16 protein-coding genes and 1 pseudogene are annotated in these 21,378 nt (G+C 70.6%); 10 read left to right on the top strand and 7 right to left on the bottom strand.

Annotation, left to right across the window (positions count from 1 at the left end):
• The first annotated feature begins 1 nt into the window (after position 1).
• From AB0C01_RS18740 to AB0C01_RS18700, 9 genes and pseudogenes are all read left to right on the top strand, one after another.
• Positions 2-802, top strand: coding sequence for a ParA family protein (locus tag AB0C01_RS18740; protein ID WP_357243665.1), 801 nt, complete (start codon positions 2-4; stop codon positions 800-802).
• Positions 792-2,333: an ATPase, T2SS/T4P/T4SS family gene (locus AB0C01_RS18735; RefSeq protein WP_357243662.1), complete on the top strand. Its 1,542-nt coding sequence runs from the start codon at positions 792-794 to the stop codon at positions 2,331-2,333. Before AB0C01_RS18740 ends, AB0C01_RS18735 begins: the two co-directional genes overlap by 11 nt.
• A 4-nt stretch (positions 2,334-2,337) precedes the next feature.
• Positions 2,338-3,240: a type II secretion system F family protein gene (locus AB0C01_RS18730; protein ID WP_357243659.1), complete on the top strand. Its 903-nt coding sequence runs from the start codon at positions 2,338-2,340 to the stop codon at positions 3,238-3,240.
• Complete coding sequence (locus AB0C01_RS18725) at positions 3,240-4,109, top strand: type II secretion system F family protein (protein ID WP_357244098.1); 870 nt, start codon at positions 3,240-3,242, stop codon at positions 4,107-4,109. Before AB0C01_RS18730 ends, AB0C01_RS18725 begins: the two co-directional genes overlap by 1 nt.
• A 26-nt stretch (positions 4,110-4,135) precedes the next feature.
• Entirely contained in the window at positions 4,136-4,357 is a 222-nt protein-coding gene (locus AB0C01_RS18720; protein ID WP_357243656.1) for a hypothetical protein, read from the top strand.
• A gap of 5 nt (positions 4,358-4,362) precedes the next feature.
• Complete coding sequence (locus AB0C01_RS18715) at positions 4,363-4,809, top strand: TadE/TadG family type IV pilus assembly protein (RefSeq protein WP_357571696.1); 447 nt, start codon at positions 4,363-4,365, stop codon at positions 4,807-4,809.
• Entirely contained in the window at positions 4,806-5,273 is a 468-nt protein-coding gene (locus AB0C01_RS18710) for a TadE/TadG family type IV pilus assembly protein (protein WP_357571695.1), read from the top strand. Before AB0C01_RS18715 ends, AB0C01_RS18710 begins: the two co-directional genes overlap by 4 nt.
• Positions 5,270-5,716, top strand: a complete 447-nt coding sequence (locus AB0C01_RS18705; RefSeq protein WP_357571694.1) for a pilus assembly protein TadG-related protein — start codon at positions 5,270-5,272, stop codon at positions 5,714-5,716. The genes AB0C01_RS18710 and AB0C01_RS18705 overlap by 4 nt, the downstream gene beginning before the upstream one ends.
• A gap of 14 nt (positions 5,717-5,730) precedes the next feature.
• A pseudogene (locus AB0C01_RS18700) lies at positions 5,731-6,750 on the top strand (LysM domain-containing protein); the annotation flags it as partial.
• Positions 6,751-7,193: 443 nt separating this feature from the next.
• On the opposite strand, the gene AB0C01_RS18695 reads toward AB0C01_RS18700, so the two are convergent.
• A complete protein-coding gene (locus tag AB0C01_RS18695; protein ID WP_357243644.1) occupies positions 7,194-8,048 on the bottom strand; it encodes a DUF2231 domain-containing protein in 855 nt (284 codons plus the stop codon).
• 185 nt (positions 8,049-8,233) lie between these two features.
• Between AB0C01_RS18695 and AB0C01_RS18690 the strand changes: the two genes are divergently transcribed.
• Entirely contained in the window at positions 8,234-9,049 is an 816-nt protein-coding gene (locus tag AB0C01_RS18690) for a crotonase/enoyl-CoA hydratase family protein (RefSeq protein WP_357243641.1), read from the top strand.
• On the opposite strand, the gene AB0C01_RS18685 is transcribed toward AB0C01_RS18690, so the two are convergent.
• The 6 genes from AB0C01_RS18685 to AB0C01_RS18660 form a co-directional block, all read right to left on the bottom strand.
• Positions 9,036-12,725, bottom strand: a complete 3,690-nt coding sequence (locus AB0C01_RS18685; RefSeq protein WP_357571693.1) for a discoidin domain-containing protein — start codon at positions 12,723-12,725, stop codon at positions 9,036-9,038. The two genes, AB0C01_RS18690 and AB0C01_RS18685, sit on opposite strands and share 14 nt — an antisense overlap.
• Before the next feature lie 187 nt (positions 12,726-12,912).
• Positions 12,913-15,891, bottom strand: a complete 2,979-nt coding sequence (locus AB0C01_RS18680) for a discoidin domain-containing protein (protein WP_357571692.1) — start codon at positions 15,889-15,891, stop codon at positions 12,913-12,915.
• 141 nt (positions 15,892-16,032) lie between these two features.
• Positions 16,033-17,655, bottom strand: coding sequence for a glycoside hydrolase family 13 protein (locus AB0C01_RS18675; protein WP_357243632.1), 1,623 nt, complete (start codon positions 17,653-17,655; stop codon positions 16,033-16,035).
• A gap of 140 nt (positions 17,656-17,795) precedes the next feature.
• The gene (locus AB0C01_RS18670) at positions 17,796-18,683 is read right to left on the bottom strand and encodes a carbohydrate ABC transporter permease (protein ID WP_357243629.1); all 888 of its coding nucleotides are present in this window, start codon (positions 18,681-18,683) and stop codon (positions 17,796-17,798) included.
• A gap of 11 nt (positions 18,684-18,694) precedes the next feature.
• On the bottom strand, positions 18,695-19,651 hold the full coding sequence (locus AB0C01_RS18665; protein ID WP_357243626.1) for a sugar ABC transporter permease: 957 nt from the start codon (positions 19,649-19,651) through the stop codon (positions 18,695-18,697).
• Positions 19,652-19,738: 87 nt separating this feature from the next.
• Positions 19,739-21,118, bottom strand: coding sequence for an extracellular solute-binding protein (locus AB0C01_RS18660; RefSeq protein WP_357571691.1), 1,380 nt, complete (start codon positions 21,116-21,118; stop codon positions 19,739-19,741).
• Positions 21,119-21,378: the final 260 nt, after the last annotated feature.

The following is a 21,378-nucleotide window of genomic DNA, read 5'->3' as shown; positions in this document are numbered from 1 at the left end:
CATGGCGATCATCGCGCTGGTGTCCGCGAAGGGTTCGCCCGGCGTCACGACGTCCGCGCTGGCCTGCACACTGGCGTGGCACCGACGGCTGGTCCTCGCCGAGTGCGACCCGGCTGGCGGGTCGATCCTCGCCGGCTATCTCGGCGGCCAGTTGGACGGCCCTCGCGGCATCGGCGAACTGGCCGTCGGGGAACTGCGCGACGGCAACCTGGAGACCGCGTTCTGGTCGCAACTGGTCGACCTGGACGCACCCCACCGGGAGCGACTGCTGCTGCCCGGCCTCGTCGACCCGGCCCAGGGCGGCAGCGTCACCCCGCTCTGGCAGCGGTTCGCCGACTACTTCAACGCCCTCGATCGCGGCATCCCCGGCTACGACGTGCTCGTCGACTGCGGCCGGCTGCACGTGGCCGCACCCCCGTGGCCGGTGCTGCGGGCGGCCTCGGTGGTGCTGCTGGTGACCCGGGCGCACCTGCCGGACCTCTCCGGCACCCGGGCGGTGGTCACCGCGATCGAACGGGACTTCGCCGAGCACCGGGTTCCACCCGGCACCCTGCGGCTGCTGCTGGTCGGCGGCGGACACGGGCGAGCCGAGATCAGCCGAGCCCTGAAACTGCCGGTCGTCGCGCGGCTGCCCCACGATCCGCGTACCGCCGGGGTGCTCACCCTGGGCGGGACCGTGCGGACCGGACGGCCGCTGATGCGCGCGGCCGCCGCGTTGGAGGTGCCGATCGGCGCGCTCCTGGAGCGGCGGCAGGCCCGGCTGGCGTGGCCCGTGCAGCAGGGGGTTCCAGATGCGGTTTGAGCCGGTCTCCGCGGATCCTCGTCAACAGCCGCCGGGCGTGACCTCCACCGAGCCGCCGCTGGCCGGGCCGAACGGCCGGCACCAACAGTCCGCGCCGACGCCGCAGCCGGTGCCCACGGCCGCAGCGCCAACGGCATCGACGCCGCGACCCCGGATGGACTTCCAGGTGGTCCGGGAGTTGCGCCGGGAACTCACCGAACGGCTCACCCTGTGGCAGCGCGGCCGGGAGTTCACCGCCGACGAGGAGGACACCGAACGGGCCCGGCTGGCCGTCACGGTGGTCGCCCAGTACGCGGACTTCGTCCGCCGGGCCGGCACCCCGATGGCTGCCGGCGAGGAGCGCCTGCTGCTCGACCAGGTGACCGCCGAACTGGTGGGGCTCGGTCGGCTACAGACGCTGCTGGTCGACGACACCATCGAGGAGGTGCACATCCTCGGCTGCGACCAGGTGCGCATCACCAGGCACGGCGGTGGGGTGGACTGGGCCGAGCCGATCGCCGACAGCGACGCCGAACTCGTGGAGATCCTCCAAGCGGCGGCCCGCCGGGCGGGCGCGACCGAGCGGTCGCTGTCCACCGTGAAGCCCACCCTCGACCTGCAACTGCCCGACGGCAGCCGGCTGGCGGCGGTGTTCCTGGTCAGCCACCGCCCGTACGCGGTGATCCGCAAGCACAACACACTGGACGTGAGCCTCGACGACATCGCGGGCACCCGTGGCGACCTCGACGAGATGATCGACCCGCTGCTGCGCGACTTCCTGCGCGCGGCGATGCGCGCCGGGTTGAACATCATGGTCGCCGGGTTGGCCGGTGCCGGTAAGACCACGATCATCCGGGCGTTGATGAACGAGATCCCGCCGGACGAGCCGTACGTGCTGCTGGAGGAGAGCCGCGAACTGCTGCCGGCCCGCCGCCGGGAGCGGCACCGGGCGGTGATGAGCTTCGAGGCCCGGGAGGGGCACGGCGAGCGCGGCTTCGACGGCCGTCCGGCCGGTGAGGTGACGATCGCCGACCTGATCCCCCTGTCGCTGCGGATGGGCGTGCTGCGGATCATCGTCGGTGAGGTGCGGTCCCGGGAGATCGTGCCGATGCTCCAGGCGATGACCACCAGCCGGGGCTCGATGTGCACCATCCACGCCCGTACGGCCGCCGGGGTGGGCGAACGGATCGTCGAGCTGGCGTTGGCACACGGCCGCGAGATGACAGTCGACCAGGCCCGCCGGATGGCCGGCAACGCCCTCGACCTGATCGTCTACGTCACCATCGAGGACGAGACCGCCATCGGCGGACGGAAACACCGGTTCGTCTCCCATGTGGAGGAGGTGATCGGGGCCGGCGAAGCCGGTCGGATCACCACCACCACGGTGTTCGGTCCCGGCCCGGACGGTCGGGCGGTCCCCCGGCACCTGCCGGAACGGGTCCGCGACCAGTTGCTGCGGGTGGGTTACGACGCGCGGTTGCTGACCCGGTGGGTCGAGGCCGGCGCCGGTGCCTGGCGACGGCCCCGGCAGACCCGACTGGCCCGGCGGTGACCTGATGCTGGCCAGCGTCGAGTTGATCGCCGTGGTCTCCGGGGCGGCCTGTGTGGCCGGGCTGCTGTTGGCCGTGGTCGCGCTCGTCGGCACCCGCCGGCCACCCGGACCTCGTCCGGGAGCCGGGCCGGGTCTGTCTCGACTGTGGCGCGGACCGGGCGCCACGCCGACCGAGCAGCGGGCCTACCAGGCGCTGCTGGTCGCCGCGCTGGGTGCCGGCGCACTGGCGTTCCTGCTGACCGGGCTGCCGGTGGTGGGCCTGCTGGTGGCGGTGGCGGTGCCCGGCACCCCGTGGCTGTTCGGGGTGGGCAGGGCCGAGCAGAGGGCGATCGCCCGGATCGAGGCGGTGGGCGAGTGGACCCGTCGACTCAAGGACGTCTCCGGCACCGGGCAGGGCCTCCAACAGTCGATCATCGGCACGATCGGCAGCGTGCCACCCGGCATCGAGGAAGAGGTACGGCTGCTCGCCGCCCGCCTACAGGCCGGCTGGCTGGCCCGATCGGCGTTGCTGGCGTTCGCCGACGAGATCGCCGACCCGGTCGGTGACCAGGTGGTCGCGGCGCTGATCCTGCACCTGTCGGACCGGGGCGAACGGCTGGGTGACGTGCTGGGCTCCATCGCCGGCGCGGCATCCGCGGAGGTGGCCACCCGCCGAGAGATCGAGGCCAAGCGGACCCAACCCCGGTTCGCGGTCCGCTTCCTCACCGCCATGACCCTGGCCACCCTGGCGTACGGGCTGCTCAACGCCGAGTACATCAAGCCGTACGGCACACCGGTGGGTCAGGTGGTGATGGCCGCCCTGGGCGCCGCCTTCGTCGGCCTGTTGGCGTGGGTGCGGTCGATGAGCCAGCCACAGCGGCCGTCCCGGTTCCTGCCGGCGCCCGACCCCGCCGAGGTGATCGCATGATGCTGAACTGGCAGCTCACCATGGCCGTCTGCGGTGGTGCCGGCGTCGGGTTGGGCGTGTTCCTGGTGGTCCGGGAGTTGGTGCCGGCGACCCCGGCGCTGGGGCCGGCGCTGCGTCGGCTGCACCAGCCACCGGGCACCGGCCGGCTCGCCACACCCGCCTCCCGGCGACTGGACTCGTTGACCGGCTTGGCCCGCTGGCTGCGACCGCCGCACCGGCAGCTCGCCCTGATCGGCCAGACCCCCGAGCAGTACGCGCTGTCGGTGCTGCTCTCCGCACTTGTCGGGCTGGCCACGCCGACCCTGCTCGGGGTGGCGCTGCTGGTGCTCGGCGTCTCGTTTCCGCTCGTCGTACCGGTGCTCGGCAGCCTCGGCCTGGCACTGATCGGCGGGCTGCTGGCGCACCGGGCCGTACTGACCAAGGCCGAGGCCGCGCGGGCCGAGTTCCGCGCCGCCGTCTGCACCTACCTCGACCTGGTGGCGTTGCAGCTCTCCGCCGCGCACGGGCCGGTGCAGTCGTTGGAGCGCGCCGCGGCGGTCTGCGACGGCTGGGTGTTCGACCGGCTCCAGGAGTCGCTGCGGATCGCCCAGATGCAGATGCACGCGCCCTGGGACGAGTTGCGCGACCTCGCCGACAAGATCGGCATTCCGGAGCTGGGTGACGTCGGCGCGATCATGCGCTCCTCCGGCAGCGAGGGCGCACAGGTGCACGAGACCCTGCGCAGCCGGGCCGACTCGCTCCGCGACCAGATCCGCACCGACAACCTCGCGCACGCCGAGGGGGTGACCAGCCGACTCGACATCCCGGGCGCGCTGCTCGTCTTCGTGTTGCTCGGCTTCGTCCTCTACCCGTTCGTCGCCCGTCTCTGAAGCCCTCCCCCTGAAGGAGTTCCGCCATGTCCATCCTCAGCTACCTGCACGTCGTGCTGACGACGCGCCTGGCCGAGCTGCGCCGCCACGGTGAGCGCGGTGACAGCCCGGTGCCCACTGCGGTGATCATCGCCGGCCTGGTCGCCGTCGCCATCGCCGTCACCGCGTTGGCCCTGACCAAGGCCGAAAACTGGATGAACGACATCCCGGAACCCCCGGGCGCAGGCACCGGCGGCGAAGGCGAGTAGCCGGGATGCGCCGAGCCCTGTTTCCCAGGTGGCGCCGGGCGGTCAGCGCCACCCGGCGCCGCCTCGCCGGCGGCGACCGGGAGCGGGGCGCGAATCCGGTGGAGCTGGCCGTGATGATGCCGCTGATCCTGGTGTTGCTCTTCGCCTCGGTCCAGATCGCGGCCGTCTTCCTCGCCCGTTCGACCGCCTTGCACGCCGCACAGAGCGGTGTCAACGCGCAACGGCCGTACCAGGCGCCCAACGGTGCCGGCGTGGACAGCGCGACCCGCTTCCTCGAGGCCGCCGGCGGCTGGCTGGTGGGCTGGGACAGCACCGACCTGACCTGCGTGATCGTCGACGAGGCCGAGGTCACCTGCACGGTGAGCGGCCGGTCCCTGTCGGTGGTGCCGGGCGTGGACTTCGCGGTGCGGCAGAGCGCCCACGGAACGGTGGAGAGGTTGACCGAGCCATGAGCCGCACCGCCGAGCGGGGCTCGGTCTCCATCGAGGTGGCGGTGCTCGCCCCCGCGTTCATCGCGCTGATGGTGCTGGCCGGCGTCGCCGGACGTACGGCGGTGGCGGCGGAGGCGATCGAGGCCGCGGCCCACGATGCCGCCCGGGCCGCCTCGATCTCCCGGGACTCGACCACGGCCCGAGCAGCGGCGCTGAAGGCCGTCCAGGATCAGCTGGACTGGCGCGGGTTGGCCTGCGCCAACGAACTGAACCCGGAACTCACCGCCACGGTGGCTGGCCAATCGAGAAACTTCGACGATGCCTTCAGCAGCACGGCCGGTACGGACGCGACGGTGACGGTGACGGTGGTCTGCCTGGTGTCGCTCCGGGACATCTCACTCGATGTCCTGCCCGGAATGCCGGGCGAGAAGCAGGTCAGCGCGACGTTCACCTCGCCACTTGACCGCTACCGGAGTCGGGAATGACCGCGGACGTCCGCCGCCCCCTCGCCGGCGACCACGGCCGGGTGAGCATCTTCCTGGCGGTGGCGATGATCGGCGTACTGGCCATCGTGGGTCTCTCCTTCGACGGCGCCGGCCAGCTACGCAGCCTGCAACGTGCCGAGAACCTGGCCGCCGAGGCCGCCCGCGCCGGCGGTCAGGCCATCGACCGGGGGGCCGCGATCGACGGCCGGCCGACGCGGATCGACAGGGAGGCGGCGCTCGTGGCGGTCACCAACTACCTGGAGGCCGCCGAGGGCACCAGCGGCCACACCGTGAGCTTCCCCGAGGTCGCCGGGGAGACCCTGATCCGGGTCACCGTCACGATCACCTACGACCGCACGATGATCGGGCCCTTCGTCCAGGACAAGACGGTCACCGTCACCGGCGATGCGACCGCGCGCGCCATCACCGCAGCAGCACCGTAGGAAGGAAGGCAGCCATGCCCGTATCGGCTGGGTCCGTCGCACGGCGGACCGGACGCGTCCTCACCGGCCTCGGCGCACTGGCCGTGCTGTGTGCGCTGCTGGTTGGCGCGCCGATCGCACTGCTGGCCTTCGCCGGCAATCCCCTGCCTGATCACCTTCCCACCGTCGCCGAGATCGGCACCGCGCTGACCAGCAGGGACGACGGCCAACTCTTCCTGCGGGCACTGGCGGTGGCCGGCTGGTTCGGCTGGGCCACGTTCGCCTTCTCCGTCCTCGTGGAGTTGGGGGCGCAGACCCTGCGCCGCCCGGCGCCGAAGCTGCCCGGGATGAGTCGCCAGCAGAAGGCCGCCGCCGCGCTTGTCGGCTCGGTCGCGCTGATCCTCGCGGCCAGTCCGGCCGCCGCCAGCGCCGCGGCGGTCTACGGCGCTCCGGCGTACGCGAGCACCAACGCACCGGCCGCCGCCACCCTGGCCGCCCCGACCCGGGTGGGCGCGACGCCCGACACGGCGGCCCCGCTGGCGCAGGGCGGGCTGGCGGGCCGGGCCGCCGCTCCCGGTGGCACGAGCGTCAACCACGAGGCCGCGCCCGTGTACCGGGTCGCGCGGGGCGACTACCTCGGCGAGGTGGCTGACCGTTACCTGGACGAGTTCGGCGACTACCGACAGCTCGCCAAGCTGAACAAGCTCGACGACCCGGACCGCATCCGCCCTGGTCAGCTGCTCCGGCTGCCCGCGGAGGCCGCCGACCAGGGCAACCGGAAGCACGCCACCGGACGGCTCGTCGACCGGCCGGCGGCACCGAAGCCGCCCGCGCCCCGGCCGGCGCCCGAACGGGCCGCACCGGAGCAGCCGGCCCCGCCACCATCCAGCGGTACGGAGTCGGCGGGCCAGCCACCCGCGATGACTGTCGGGGCAGCCCGAGCCGGCACCGAGGACCGGGTGAACCGACCTCTCGCCGTCTCGGCCGTACTGGCGGTGGCCAGCATTGTCGGCGCACAGATCGGCGCGGTCCTGGGGCTGCGCCGCCGCCCGGCCGCCGCCGGAGCGGCCCCCCGTCTGGCCGCGGCCCGCACGCCCCGGGGCGGTACGGCCCGGAGCATCGGCGGGAGCACGAGCAGCAGCGCGGGACGGACCGGTGGTGGGGCGGCGGGAAGTGGTGCCGCCTGGGCCGCCAGCCGGGCGGCGGCGGCCCTCGAAGCGCCAGCCACACGCGACGGCGGCACGGCGCCGACCGGTGGTGGTGGCATGGCGTCTCGCGGCGGCGGTACCGCGCCGTACGGCAGCGGGATCGCACCTCCGGGCAGCGGAACGGCGCACACCGGTGCGTCCGCCTGGGGTGGCGACGACGGTTGGGCTGGCGACGGGGCTGACGGCGGGTTGTTCGACGGTGGGCACGGCCTGGACTCGATGCCGGAGGGGCCGTCGGTCGGTCGACACCGACGCAGCTGACGTCCCGGCGGGCGGGTCTGGAGACGCGGTCAGGGCAGGCGGGTCTGGAGCACGCCGTTCTGGATCCGGGTGGGCAGGATCTGCTGGTCGTTGCCGGAGGGACCCTGCATGACCTCGCCACCGTTGAGCCGGAACGCGCTGCCGTGCCACGGGCAGACCACGCAGGCGTGGCCGTCGATCTCCTGCACCTCGCCCTCGCCGAGCGGCCCGCTCTGGTGCGGGCAACGCTCCAACATCACGGTCACCTCGTCACCGTGCCGGTAGAGGATCACCGAGATGTCGTCGTCCACCTCTCGGGTGATCAGGGTGCGCTGCGGCAACGTCGCCATGTCGGCGAGCGAGTGCCAGCCGTCGGTCATCCGATGCAGCTCGGAGACGCTCTGGTTGACCTGCGCCCCCTGCTTGTACGCGAGGTGACCCCCGATGTACGCCCCGAGGCTCACGGTCGAGAGCCCGAGGAAACCGAGCGCGCGGCCGATGCCGTGCCGACCGGACAGCCGCGCGGCCAGCGAGCCGGCGTACAGCGTCAGGCCGACGGTGTTGGCGGCGGCGTGCACGAGGCCGACCCGGCGCTGGTCCCGGGCGAGTGCCGCCCAGTCGTTCAGTCCGGCGACCGCCGCCGGCACCGCGCTGACCGTGCCCAGGCCGACGAGCACGGTGGCGGGTCGACGTTGTCCGGGCATGAGGTCCAGCACGGCGGCGCTGATCCACGCGCCGACCGGCACCTGCACCATCGCCGGGTGCAGTGGATGCCCGAGCGTCACCCCGTGCAGCAGGTCCCGCAGCCGCCGCGGACGCAGCGTTCCCAGGACGACCTTCTGCAACCGGTCACCCGCGCGGTCCAGCCGGGATTCCTGCTCAACTTTCGTCAAAAGTGCTCGCACGAGTACCGACTTCCCGGCGATCGCCGTCGCAAACCGGTCGGCGACGACAAACCTGCCGCCCCGCCCACGCCGCCGATCTTGCACTTTCTGCCCCGACAACTCGGGACACAGGCCGCGAACCGGCGACCGAAAGTGCAAGATCGACGGGGATTGTGGGGTGGGGGTGGGGCGGGCATGCTGGCGGGATGGGTGTGCGGGTGACGCGGGTTGGGGCGGTTTGCACTGTGGTGCTGGATCGCCCGGACGTTCGGAACGCCGTCGACGGTCCTACGGCTCGGGCGCTCGCCGACGCGTTCCGGGCCTTCGACGCCGATCCGGACGCGTCGGTGGCTGTGCTCTGGGGGGCCGGTGGCACGTTCTGCGCCGGCGCCGACCTGAAGGCCCTCGGCACGCCGAGCGGCAACCGGGTCGAGCCGGAGGGGGACGGCCCGATGGGTCCGACGCGGATGACGCTCAGCAAACCGGTGATCGCGGCGATCTCCGGGTACGCGGTGGCGGGTGGGCTCGAGTTGGCGCTCTGGTGCGACCTGCGGGTCGCCGAGTCCGACGCGACGCTCGGGGTGTTCTGCCGCCGCTGGGGGGTGCCGTTGATCGACGGTGGCACCGTGCGGTTGCCCCGGTTGATCGGCGAGAGCCGGGCCATGGATCTGATCCTCACCGGCCGCCCGGTGCCGGCGGATGAGGCGTACTCGATGGGGTTGGTCAACCGGTTGGTGCCACCCGGCCAGGCGCGGGCCGCGGCCGAGGAGCTGGCGGCGGCGATCGCCCGGCACCCGCAGACCTGCCTGCGCAACGACCGGGCGGCGGTCCTGGCCGGTGCCGGACGGCCCGAGCCGGAGGCGCTGGCGACCGAGCTGGCGTACGGGATGGATTCGCTGGCCACGGACGCGGCCAGCGGCGCGGCCCGGTTCGCGGCCGGCGAGGGTCGGCACGGCACGATGCCGCCGGGAGGGGTGAACCTCCCGGCGGCATCCGGTGCCGGCTGGATCAGTTGCGGTTGATGGTGAAGGTCGTCGTGGGGTTCTGGATGTCCACCGCGTTGTTGCTCAGCCGCAGGTTGTTGAAGGTGACCGACCCGACGGCCGGCCCCTGCCCGGCCTCCGGCATCGGGTTGGCCCAGATGGCGAAGCCGGACTTGGCGTCGTAGGCGTCACCACTCTTGCGCGCCCCGCTGATCGAGACGTTCGTGAAGACCGTGTCGGTGATCGGGTTCTGCGGCTGCCCGCCGACGTAGTTGGTCTGGAACATGATGCCGCTGTAGGTCGGATCGACGATGTCGACATCGCTGACCCGGATGCCCTGGAACACCTTCGAGGCGGAGAAGACCCAGATGGCCGGGAAGGTCTGCGAGCCCCAGAAGTGCCCGCCGGCCCGCACGATCGAGATGTTCTCGAACCGGGTCGGCGGGCTGGCACCGAAGCCGTTCATCGGGTAGCCGAAGTCGAGCGAGCTGATGGTGATGCCGGAGTAGACCAACGTGTCCGCGATGTAGATGTTGCGGAACGTGTTGCCGTAGCCGCCGTAGACGGCCACACCGGCGGCCCGCCAGGTGAGGGTCGAGGTCAGGTTCTCGTAGACGTTGTCCCTCATGTCGGCGCCGCCCGCGTCGATCGCCGAGAACAGCGCGAAGCTGTCGTCACCGGTGGCCCGGGCGTCGTTGTTGCTGACCAGGTTGTTGGTGCTCCCGTTGGTCATGTTGATGCCGTCGGCGAACATGTTGCGGATCCGGGAGTTCTTGATCGTCATGTAGTCGGTGTTCGCGCCCCAGTAGAGGCACACCATGTGCTCGTTCCAGATGTTGTCGATCACGATGTTCGACACGTTGGAGAAGTCGAACACCTTGCCCGGACCGTCGATCCGCGAGGTGTAGTTGCCGAAGTAGGCGAAGTTCTTGAAGGACGAGTTCGCCGCCGAGTTCTCGGCCCGGAAGCCGATGTCGGTGTTGTCCTGGCCCGACGGGGCGTTGAACCGGGTGTACCAGGGGCCGGCACCGGTCACCTGGACCGCCTTGCCGTACACCTGGAACTTCGACGAGGTGGAGTAGTTACCGGCCGGCAGGTACACCCCGATCAGGTTGCCGGTGGTGTCCATCCGCACCCGGTCCAGGGCGTTCTGCACGTCCTGGTGGGTGAAGCCGCCCGGCGTGGTGTAGCGGGTCGGGTCCGGGTTGGCGATCGGCGACACCTGCTCGGTGTTGATGAAGTCGATCGCGTAGTTGGTGGTGTTGGCCGAGTCCTTCTGGAGGCGGATCTTGCTGCCGGCCGGGACCGTCGAGTTGAGCATGACGTTGGCTTCGTCGTAGATGTGCCGCGGCCCGCCCGCGCTCGGCGAGTTGCCCGGGCTGGTCTCGTTGCCGTAGAGCCAGGCGTACCGGGACGTCAGGTCGATGGCCTTGTGGAACGTGCCGTTGACGTAGACGTTCAGCGTGGAGTTGATCCCACCGCCGCCCGGGGCGTCCGGGATGGAGAAGCGGGTGACAAGCGTGTTGGTGCTGGCCCGGGTGGTGAACTCGACGTAGCTGCCGGTCGAGTTGAGGGTCACCGCACGCCGACCGGACGCCTCGCCGGCCAGGTCGCCGACCTCCCGGTTCGGCCCGACGACGCTGGCGCCGCCGCCGACCGCACCGTCCTCGGCCTCGTACATGTCGTACGGCATGTTGGCGCCGCGACCGACGAAGAGCGGACGGTCGCTGGTGTTGTTGGCCTGCTTGACCGGCAGCTCGTTGCCGTCGGCCGCGAGCACCACCCGGACGGTGTACTTGCCGTTCGCGGCGGTCCAGGTGCCCAGGTTGACCGGGCCGACCGTGGCGCCGGCGTTGATCACACCGGAGTACGAGCCGGTCAGGGTACGGACCACGGTGCCGGACTCGTTGAGCACGGTGAGCGTGATGCCGTGCGAGCCGGACGCGGACGCCACAGTGCCGGCGTTGCGCACCGACACCGAGAAGGTGACCGTGTTGCCGGCCGACGGGTTGCCCGGCGACCAGGCCACCGACGAGGCGACCAGGTCCGACGTGGCGACCGCGCTGACCACCAGCGGGCTGGGGTTTGAGTAACTGTTGTTGGTGTCGTCGGACTCGACGACGGTGTTCGACTCGTCGACCTTCGCGCTGAGCGGGTAGCTGCCCGCGTCCCGGGTGCCGATGCTGGCGCTGACCGTGGTCGAGGCGCCGGCCGCGAGGCTACCGACCGACGCGGTGCCGACCCGGGTGGAGCCCAGGTAGAAGTTGACTCCTGTCGCGCCGGAGGCCGCCGAGCCCGCGTTGCGCACGGTCGCGGAGAGCGTGATGGTGCTGGTCTCCACGGGTGCCGACGGGCTGAACGACATGCCGGTCACGGTCAGGTCGGGGTTCGGCGCGGGGGTGCCGAAGACCTGGAACTCGGCGACCTGTCCGGCCGGGGCGCCGGTGTTCGAGGCGATCGAGAGCCGGACGTCGGCCGCCGCACCGGAGACCGGGATGGTCACCGTGTTGCCGCTGCCCGGGTTGAAGCTGTAGTTCGCCGCACCGGCCAGAGTGGTGAAGGACGACGAGCCCTGGTCCCGACCGAGCACCGCGATGTTCTGCGTACGGGCACCCCAGGCCGAGTCCGGGTTCAGTTTCACCACGACCTGGCTGAGGCTGGCGTTCGCGCCGAGCTGCACGGTCAACGTGCTCGGGTTGCCGTTGCCCTCCCAGTAGGTCGCCACGTTGTTGTCGTTGGCGTTGGTGGCCACGAACGTGTGCACGTACCCGGAGGCGGAGATCGGCTTGCCGATCGCCAGGTTGCTCCCGGTCGGCGGGTTGCCGGTGCCGGTCCGGGTCACCGTGTTGCTGTTCGACGACTGGTTGCCGGCGGCGTCCTTGGCCCGCACGTAGTACGAGACGGTGGCGCTGTCGGACTGGCTGTCGGTGTAGGTGAGCGTCGAGCCGTTGACGCTGCCGCGCAGCGCGCCGCCCGCGTACACGTCGTAGCCGGTCACCCCGACGTTGTCGGAGGACGCCGACCAGGTGAGCCGGATCTGCCCGCTGGCGGGCTGGGTGTACGCCAGGTTGCCGGGGGCGCTGGGAGCCTGGGTGTCGGTGCTGCCGGTGGCGCCGTACACCTCGACCTCGGAGAGCTGCGCGGCCGGCCAGCCGGTGTTGCCGGTGACCTGCACCCGTATGTAGCGGGTGCTGGCGGCGGTGAAGCTGACGGTCGCGGTGTTGCCGCTGCTCGGGTTGAAGGTGTAGCCGGCGGACGCCTTCAGGGTGGTGAAGGACGAGCCGTTCGTGGAGCCGAGCACCGACAGCGTCTGGGTGCGGGTCTGCCAGTCCGACGCGGGCGGCAGCTTGAGCACCACCCGGTCGACGCTGACCGTGGCGCCCAGGTCCGCCTGGATCCACTGCGGGAACGCGTTGTTGTTGCTCTCCCAGTAGGTCGAGGCGTTGCCGTCGTTGGCGTTGCCCGCCACGTAGTTCTGGTTGTAGCTGCTGGCGGTCATGGTGGCCGAGAGCCCGGCGAGCATCGCCATGCGCGCGGCGGCCGCGGACGGGTCGGCCGCCGGTGCCGCGGTCGCTGCGGGGGTGACGACCGGGGCGGTGGCGAGGAGCATCCCGGCGAGTGCGCCGGCGAGGAGCCGCCGGCTGCGGGCGGTGCGGGGGACGGGATTGGGCGCGCCGCTCGGCGGCGTGCCTCGTCTGGTGCCGTTACTGGACATGGGGTCGCTACACCTCTTTCGGGGGTGGGTGCGGGTGCGTTGCCCGGCGACGGGTGCAGGGGTACGCCCGTCGTTCCGCGACAGGTGGGGGACGGTGCGGGTGGGACGGGGTCGGCGGGCCGGGGCCGCGTCGCCCCGGAGCGCCGGATCGGGTGGCCCCCGCCCGGATCGGACGGGGGCACCCGGGCTAGCTGGAATAGACCTCGAACTCACTGAGCTGACCCGCTGGCCAGCCGGTGTTGCCGGTGACGGTCAGCCGCAGGTACCGCTGGCTGGTCGCCGTGAAGGTCACGGTGACCGTGTTGCCGCTGGCCGGGTTGAAGGTGTAGCCGGCGGACGCCTTCAGGGTGCTGAAGGACGAGCCGTTCGTGGAGCCGAGCACCGACAGCGTCTGCGTACGCGTCTGCCAGGCCGACGACGGTGGGAGTTTCAGCACGACCCGGGACACCGTCCGGTTGGTGCCCAGGTCCACCGTCAGCGACTGCGGGAAGGCGTTGTTGGCGCTCTCCCAGTAGGTGTTCGGGTTGCCGTCCACGGTGTTGGCGGCGGCGTACACGTCGGAGTGGCTGGTCTCGGTGACCGACCTCCCGGCCGCCAGGTTGCCGCTGGGCGGCGGCGTGGTCGGTGGGGCCGTGGTCGGTGGGGCCGTGGTGGGCGGGGCCGTGGTGGGCGGCGGGGTGGTCTGGGTGCCGCCGTACACCTCGACCTCGGAGAGTTGCGCGGCCGGCCAGCCGGTGTTGCCGGTGACCGTCACCCGGAGGTAGCGGCGGTCACCGGAGGGCAGACCGATCGACACGGCGTTACCCGAGCCGGGGGCGAACACCCGACCGGCGGACGACGCCAGGGTGGCGTACGACGAGCCGTCGGTGGAGCCGAGCACCGACAGCGTCTCGGTGCGTTGCTCCCAACCGCTGGGTAGCTTGAGCACCACCCGGTCGACCGATCGGGCCGAGCCCAGGTCGACGGTGACCGACTGCGGGAAGGCGTTGTTGGCGCTCTCCCAGTAGCTGGCCGCGTTGCCGTCCACCACGTTGGTCGCCGTGTAGCTCTGGTTGGTGCTGGTCGCGGTCGCCGACCGGTTCAGCGCCAGGTTCCCCCCGCTGGTGGGCGGCGGCGTGGTGGGCGGCGGCGGCGTGGTCGGCGCCGGGGTGGTGGGTGCCGGGGTGGTGGGCCCCGGGGTGGTCGGCGGCGGCGTGGTCGGCGCCGGGGTGGTGGGTGCCGGGGTGGTGGGCCCCGGGGTGGTCGGCGGCGGCGTGGTGGGTCCGCCGCCCCACTGCGGGTTCGGCCACGGGCCGCAGTACGGAGTCGACGTGTACCAGCCGGAGTTGCCGCTGCCCTGGGTGATCTGGAAGCCACCGCCCACGCAGTTGTGCATCGGGTTGCTCTGCGCGATGTTGGTGGCCCGCACGTTCGTGAAGGACACCTGGCTGGGTGCCTGCACCTGGAGCGCGTACGTGCCGGCGCCGTCGATCCGCACGTTGCTCAGGTTGATGCCGCTGGTCTGGCCCTCGATCCAGTGCAGCGCCGCGTACGAGCTGTCCAGGATGTCGGTGTCGGTGATGTTGATGGTGGCCTGCTGGAACGACTCGTTCAGTGCGGAGAACCAGATCGCCCCGACGCCGAAGTTCCAGTTGTAGTCCGAGTTGCCGTTGCGGATCAACGTGTTCCGGGCGACCGTCCAGGTGCCCCGGACCGCGGTGTCGCCCTGCACACCCGGATAGCGGTTCGCGACGTGGATGCCGCCGCCGTTGGTGAGCGAGTCGGCAGTCACGTTGTCGGTGATCTTGATGTCCCGACCGCCGTAGCTGACCAGGTGGTTCGCCAGCAGGGTCACGCCGATGGTGTTGTGCGTGAAGGAGTTGTTGACGTTCGGCACGCTCTGCGCCCACATCGCCAACGCGTCGTCCCCGGTGTTCCGGACGAAGGTGTTGGTCACCGTCGAGTTGGTCACGCCGGTGTGGAAGTTCACCCCGTCCGCGGTCTGGTCCAGGATGCGACTGTTGCGGATCGTGAAGTTGTCCATCGGGCCGTCCATCCACGCCCCGACCTTGGTGTTCTCCAGCCACAGGTTGTCGACCACCGAGTTGGTCATCGCCCCACCCAGGGCGTTGACCTGGTCGTCGTCGATCCGCTCGCGGATGTCGCCGATGATGGCGAAGTCCCGCAGCGTCACGTTGCGGCTCGGCCCGTTCGCCTCGTGCGAGCGGACCGGGCCGGTGTAGCCGCCACCGGGGACGTACTTGCCGTAGATGCCGACGGACCGGTTCCGGTCCGTGGGATGCCGGCCGCCGAGCACCGAGTACCAGGGGCCGGCGCCGCGCAGGGTCACCCCGTCGACCACCACGTGGTCCCAGAGGGTGAAGGTGCCGGTCGGAATCCAGACCGCCCGGCCCTGGGCCTTACCGGCGTCGACAGCCGCCTGGAACTTCGCGGTCGAGTCGGTCGCGCCGCTCGGGTCCGCGCCGAAGTCGGTGACCACGTCGAGCACACCGGAGGGTTTGGTGATCGCCGGGGCGACCAGCTCGAAGTCGGCCAGGTCGATGGTGAACGAGGGCGACTGGGCGGTCGAGGAGACCTGGAACCGGATCTTCGTGCCGGCCGGCTGGGTGCTGCCGAACATCGCCCGGGTCTCGTCGTAGAAGTGGTGCGGGTTGGTGTCACCCGGGTTGTTGTTGAACGGGTATCCGCCGTAGTACCAGCCGTACCTGGACGTCACCGGGACCGACTTCAGCAGCGACCCGTTGGCCCGCAGATCGATGGCGGCGTCCCGGCCGGTGCCGGACGGGCTGTCCGGCAGGCTGTACCGGAAGGTGACCGCGTTGGCCGGCGCGGTGAGGGTGAACTCGACGTACTCACCGACGGCGTCGAGGGTGACCGCCTCCCGGCCGGACGCCTCGGACGGCAGCGTGCCGTAGCGCCGGTCCGGGCCGATCTTCGAGCCGTTGTGGGCGGCCTCCTCCGCCTCCTGCTCGAGAAACGGGACGGTGGCGCCCCGGCCGGAGATGTCGAAGGGGGACAACCCGGCCGCCGAGGCCGGAGTCGCGGTGCCGGTGACCGCGAGGGCGGTCACCGTTGTGGCGGCGAGCAGGGTGGCGGCGATGGCGGCCAACCCTGCCCGGGCCGGGTGTCGAAGGTGGTGCGGGGTGCCGGTGGTGTGGTTGGCCATGAGCTGCGCTCTCCCTTTCGTCAGGCAGGCCAGATCCCCCCGTGTCGGTGCGGTGTCGCGCGTCTCCCTCGTACCTCCTTCCTGGTGGCGTGGTGCCGGCGGCCGGGACGGGCCGCCGGCACCACGGCGAGCGGAGTCAGGTCAGGCCGGGCCGTCCGCCCCGCGCGGCCCGTCGGTGGATTCGGCGGTACGCAGCCAGACCGCGGTGTCGGACGGCAGCAACCCGTCGTCGAGCGGTCCGCTGGCCAGCAGCAACTCCCCCTGCACTGGCATCGACACCGCCTCGGCGGACAGGTTGACCACACAGCTGAAGCCACGGCCGCGGCTGAAGGCGAGCACCCCGTCCGGGGCGGGCAGCCAGGTCAGCTCGCCGTCACCGAGCGCCGGTTCGGCCCTGCGGGCCTGGATCGCCGCCCGGTACAGCTCCAGCATCGAGGTCGAGTCGCCGGTCTGGGCGCTGGCCGTCCGGTCCTTCCAGTCGGCCGGCTGGGGCAGCCAGGGCGTCGCGGCACCGGCGGGGCTGAACTCGAACGGCGGCTGGTCACCGGCCCACGGCAGCGGTACGCGGCAGCCGTCCCGGCCCGGGTCGATCCGGCCGGACCGTTCCCACATCGGGTCCTGCCGCAGCGCGTACGGGATGTCCTCGACCTCGTAGAGGCCCAGTTCCTCGCCCTGGTAGACGTAGGCGGCACCGGGCAGCGACAGCGAGAGCAGTGCGGCGGCGCGCGCCCGACGGGTGCCCAGCTCCAGGTCGGTGGGGGTCCCCTCGCGCTTGGCGGCGAAACTGAACCGGGTGTCGGCCCGACCGTAGCGGGTGACGTGTCGGGTGACGTCGTGGTTGGAGAGCACCCAGGTGGCCGGTGCGCCGACCGGCGCGTGTGCGCTCAGCGTCCCGTCGATGCTCTCGCGAAGCGCCGAGGCGTCCCACGCGCAGCCGAGGAAGTCGAAGTTGAACGCGGCGTGCAGCTCGTCCGGGCGCAGGTAGTTGGCGAACCGCTGCCGGTCCGGCAGCCACACCTCACCGATCAGCGCCCGCTCACCCGGGTAGGAGTCGGCGACCCGCCGCCAGCCCCGGTAGATGTCGTGCACCCCGTCGAGATCGTGGAACGGGTGCGGGTGGTCGGGTCGGACCTCGGGCAGCTCCCCGTCCTTGACCAGGAGCCCGGCCGAGTCGATCCGGATGCCGTCCACGCCCCGGTCGAACCAGAACCGCAGGATGTCCTCGAACTCCGCCCGTACCCGGGGGTGGTCCCAGTTGAAGTCCGGCTGCTGCGGGGCGAACAGGTGCAGGTACCAGTCGCCGGGGGTGCCGTCCGGGTTGGTGGTGCGGGTCCAGGTCTCGCCGCCGAACTCGCCGATCCAGTCGGTGGGCCGCTGGTCACCGTTGGGACCCCGGCCGGGCCGGAACCAGAACAGGTCGCGCTCCGGCGCGCCGGGTCCACCGGCGAGGGCCGCCTGGAACCAGGGGTGCGCGTCGGAGCAGTGGTTCGGCACCACGTCGACGATGGTCCGGATGCCCAGCTCGTGTGCCTCGGCGATCAACGCCTCCGCCTCGGCCAGGCTGCCGAAGACCGGGTCGATGTCGCGGTAGTCGGACACGTCGTAGCCGGCGTCGGCCATCGGGGAGGGATACCAGGGGCTGAACCAGATCGCGTCGACGCCGAGCGCGGACAGGTGGTTCAGCCGGGACCGGATGCCGGCGATGTCACCGATGCCGTCGCCGTTACCGTCGGCGAAGCTCCGGGGATACACCTGGTAGATCACGGCTCCACGCCACCACGGACTTCTGTCAGCTGTGGACACGAGCACCTGCTTTCTGCGTCAGTACGTCGGCGGGTCAGCCGGACCTGGATATGTGGCGGGCGAACGGTCGTTGTTCGCCGCGCGGGAGGATGCGGTGGTGGCTATCCCTTGATGCTGCCCGTGGTCAGACCGGACATGATGTTCCGTTGGAAGATCAGGAAGATGATGACAGTCGGGATCGCGGCGATGACCGACGCGGCGATCACCACGTTCATCGGCGTGCCACCGGCGAAGGTGTAGATGCCCACGCTGACCGTCCGGGTCTCCGGCGACGGCATGACCAGTTTCGGCCAGAGGAAGTCCTTCCACACCGCCGTCACGGCGAAGATCGAGACGACGCCGAGGATGGGACGCGACAGCGGCAGGATGATCGACCAGAGGGTGCGCAGTGACGACGCCCCGTCCATCAGGGCCGCCGCCATCAACTCCTCGGGAATCGAGTCGAAGAAGCGCTTCAACAGGAAGATGTTGAACGCGTTCGCGACCATCGGCAGCCAGATGGCGAACGGCGAGTCGAGCAGGTTGATGTGCAGGATCGGCAGGTCCAGCACCGTCACGTACTGCGGGACGATGAGGACCATCGCCGGGATCATCAGCGTCCCCAGCATCAGCGCGAGGATCACGTTGCCGAAGATCGGCCTCAGCTTGGACAACGAGTACGCGGCAGCCGCGTCGAAGACGAGTTGGAACAGCACCGCGCCGATCGCGTAGTAGAACGTGTTGAACAGCAGCTTGGCGAGGGCCAGGTTGTTCCACGCGTCGATGTAGTTCTGCGGCTGCGGATCCTTCGGAAACAGCGTCGGTGGGGTCTGGGCGATCTCCTGGCCGGACTTGAGCGCGCCGGTGACCATCCAGTAGAGCGGTCCGAGGAAGACGAGCGTGAACCCCGCCACCACGACGACCAGCAGCGTCCAGTAGATGACCTTGCCGCGCCCCCGGCTGAGCTGGGAGTGGGAGATGAGGGTCCGGGTTCCGGAATCCTGTGCCATTCCTCGCCGTCCTAGTCCTGTTTCGCAGTCAGCCGCACGTACACGGCGGAGAAGCCGGCCAGCACCACGAGCATGATCACGCCCAGGGCAGCGGCGCCGTTGAGGTCGTTCTGGAAGAACCCGTGCTGGTAGATGAGGTACGCCACCGAGGTCGCGGAGTCCTCCGCGCCCGCGCCGTTGGCGAGGATCAGTGGCTCGATGAAGAGCTGCATCGTGGCGACGATCTGCAACATCGCCAGGAGCGCGAGGATCAGCCGGGTCTGCGGGATCGTCACGTGGACGATGCGCTTCCAGATCCCGGCGCCGTCGAGTTCGGCTGCCTCGTACAGCTCCCCGGGGATGTTCTGCAACGACGCCAGGTAGATGAGCACCGCGCCGCCCATGTTCATCCAGGTCGACGCGACCACCATGGCCGGCATCGTCATCTCCGGCGACTGCATCCACTGCGAGGTGGGCAGGTGCAGCGCCTTGAGGATCGCGTTGAAGAGCCCGGCCTCGCTGGGGTCGTACGCGTAGAACTTGAACAGGAACAGCGCCGAGGCGGGCGGCAGCATCACCGGCAGGTAGACCAGGATCCGCAGGTAACCCTTGGCGTGCCGGAACTCGTTGAGCAGGATCGCCACGAAGAACGGCACCGCGTACCCGACGACGAGCGCGAGCACCGTGAAGTAGAAGGTGTTCTGCCAGGCCGTCCAGAAGCTGGGGTCGGCGATGATGCGGGTGTAGTTGTCCCAGCCCACCCAGGTCGTCTCGCCACGCCGGGTGCGCTGGAAGCTCATCACGACGCCGCGGACCATCGGGTACCAGGAGAAGACGACGAAACAGAGCACCGCGCCGATCAGGAACGCGTGACCGGTGAGGTTGTCCCGTACCTTTCGGCCGAGGCTGGTGCGCTGCGGCCTCGCCGAGTACGGCGACGGCGGGCGGCCCGGTTTCCTCGGGGTCTCCGGGACGGTGGTGATCGCCAAGGCAACTCCTGGTTGAGTCGGTGACGTCGACGAGGTGCGGCGGATGGTGTGGGGGCCGGGTCGGCGTCCCGGCCCCCACACGATCGGTCAGCTCTCTGCGGCGAGGAGCTGGTTGACCTTCTGCTCGGCGGTCTTGAGCAGCGCGTCGATGTTCGCGTTCGGGTTGGTCAGCACGCCGGACATCGCAGCGTCGAGCACCGCGTAGACCGCCTGTGCGTTACGCGGCTCACCCTTGATCGGCACCGGGGTGGCCTCGAAGAGCGCGAAGTTCGCCGTGTCGACGTTCGCGTTCGCCTTGCGCAGTTCCAGCTCCTGCTTCTGCGCCTCACTGCCGTTGGCGAAGAGCAGCGGCTGGGGCAGGCCCACCGGGTAGTTCTGCGGCTTGGCCCGGACGTAGTCGAACTGACCCTTGCCCGGCGTGAGCTTCTGGTACGCGATCCACTTCATGCCGGCCTTGACCTGCTCGGGGGTCAGGTCCTTCTTGAAGAAGTAGCCCTCGCCGCCACCGAGCGTCCCCTTCGCCGGGCCGTCCTGGCCGGGCAGCGGGCTCATCGCCCAGTCCTGGAACTTGCCCTGGAACTGGCTGACGATCGCCTGGGTGGCGTCCGGTGCGCCGATGAACATGCCGACCTTGCCCGCGCCGGCGTTCGTCAGCAGGTCACCCCACTGCAGCAACTGGCGGGCGCCCATGCTGTTGTCGCCGTAGCGCATGTCCTTGATGTTCTGCAGGACCTGCTTGCCCTGGGCGTTGTTGAAGTCGGCCTTCTTGCCGTCCTCGGTCAGCATGCGGCCGCCCTGCGAGTAGAGCAGGGAGGTGAAGTGCCAGCCGCCGGTGTTGCCGGCGCTGTACTCCGAGTAGCCCGCGATGCCGTTGCCGAGTGCCGAGATCTTCTTGGCGGCGGCCCGGACGTCGGCCCAGGTCTTCGGCGGGTTGTTGGCGTCGAGCCCGGCCTGCTGGAACAGGGCCTTGTTGTAGACCAGACCCATCGAGTAGTTCTTGACCGGCACGGCGTAGAGCTTGCCGCCGTCGGTGAAGACCTCCTTGAGCGCCGGGTCGACGCTGTCCCAGGTGGAGATGTTGTCCTTGTTGGCGTACTGGGTGATGTCCATCGCCTGACCCGAGTCCAGCACCTGCTGGAGGTCGGTCATGTAGCCGTAGAACACGTCGGTCACGGTGCCGCCGGCGAGGCGGGCGGTGAAGTCCGGCGGGTTGTTGCACTGCTCCCCGACGCTGACGCTCTTGACGACGATGTCCGGGTTCTGCCGCTGGAACTCGGCGACGTCGTCGTTCCAGTTCTTCAACAGCTCTTTCTGGGCGCCGACCGGCTGGCAGTCGACCGTGATGGTGACCTTGCCGCCGGCGGTCGTGTCCTTGTCGTCGCTCTTCGTGGAGCACGCCGTGAGGCTGAGCCCCAGGCCGGCCACGAGCGCAACCGCCGCAGCCTTTCGGTATTGCGGTACGGACATCTGTCCATCCCTTCGGGAACGGGTGACTCCAATGACCTTCGCTGATCTGCGGTGATACGACCTGACGCCCAGTAGCTGCGTCGGAGCCAGGTGTGAGTGGAGTCACTGTAGCGAGGGGGACTCATTTCGGCAAGGTATCGACCCTGTTCCGAAAGGACACGACGTGATTACGGCAGATGTTGGCAAACTCGTGAAAGCAGCCGGATATGGCGGCCTTTGACCCGTTATGAAGGGCCATTCGGACAGGTCGATGCTGCGCG

The organism is Micromonospora sp. NPDC048905 (assembly GCF_040649655.1).
Lineage (GTDB): Bacteria > Actinomycetota > Actinomycetes > Mycobacteriales > Micromonosporaceae > Micromonospora.
This window is presented reverse-complemented; position numbering and strand designations above follow the sequence as displayed.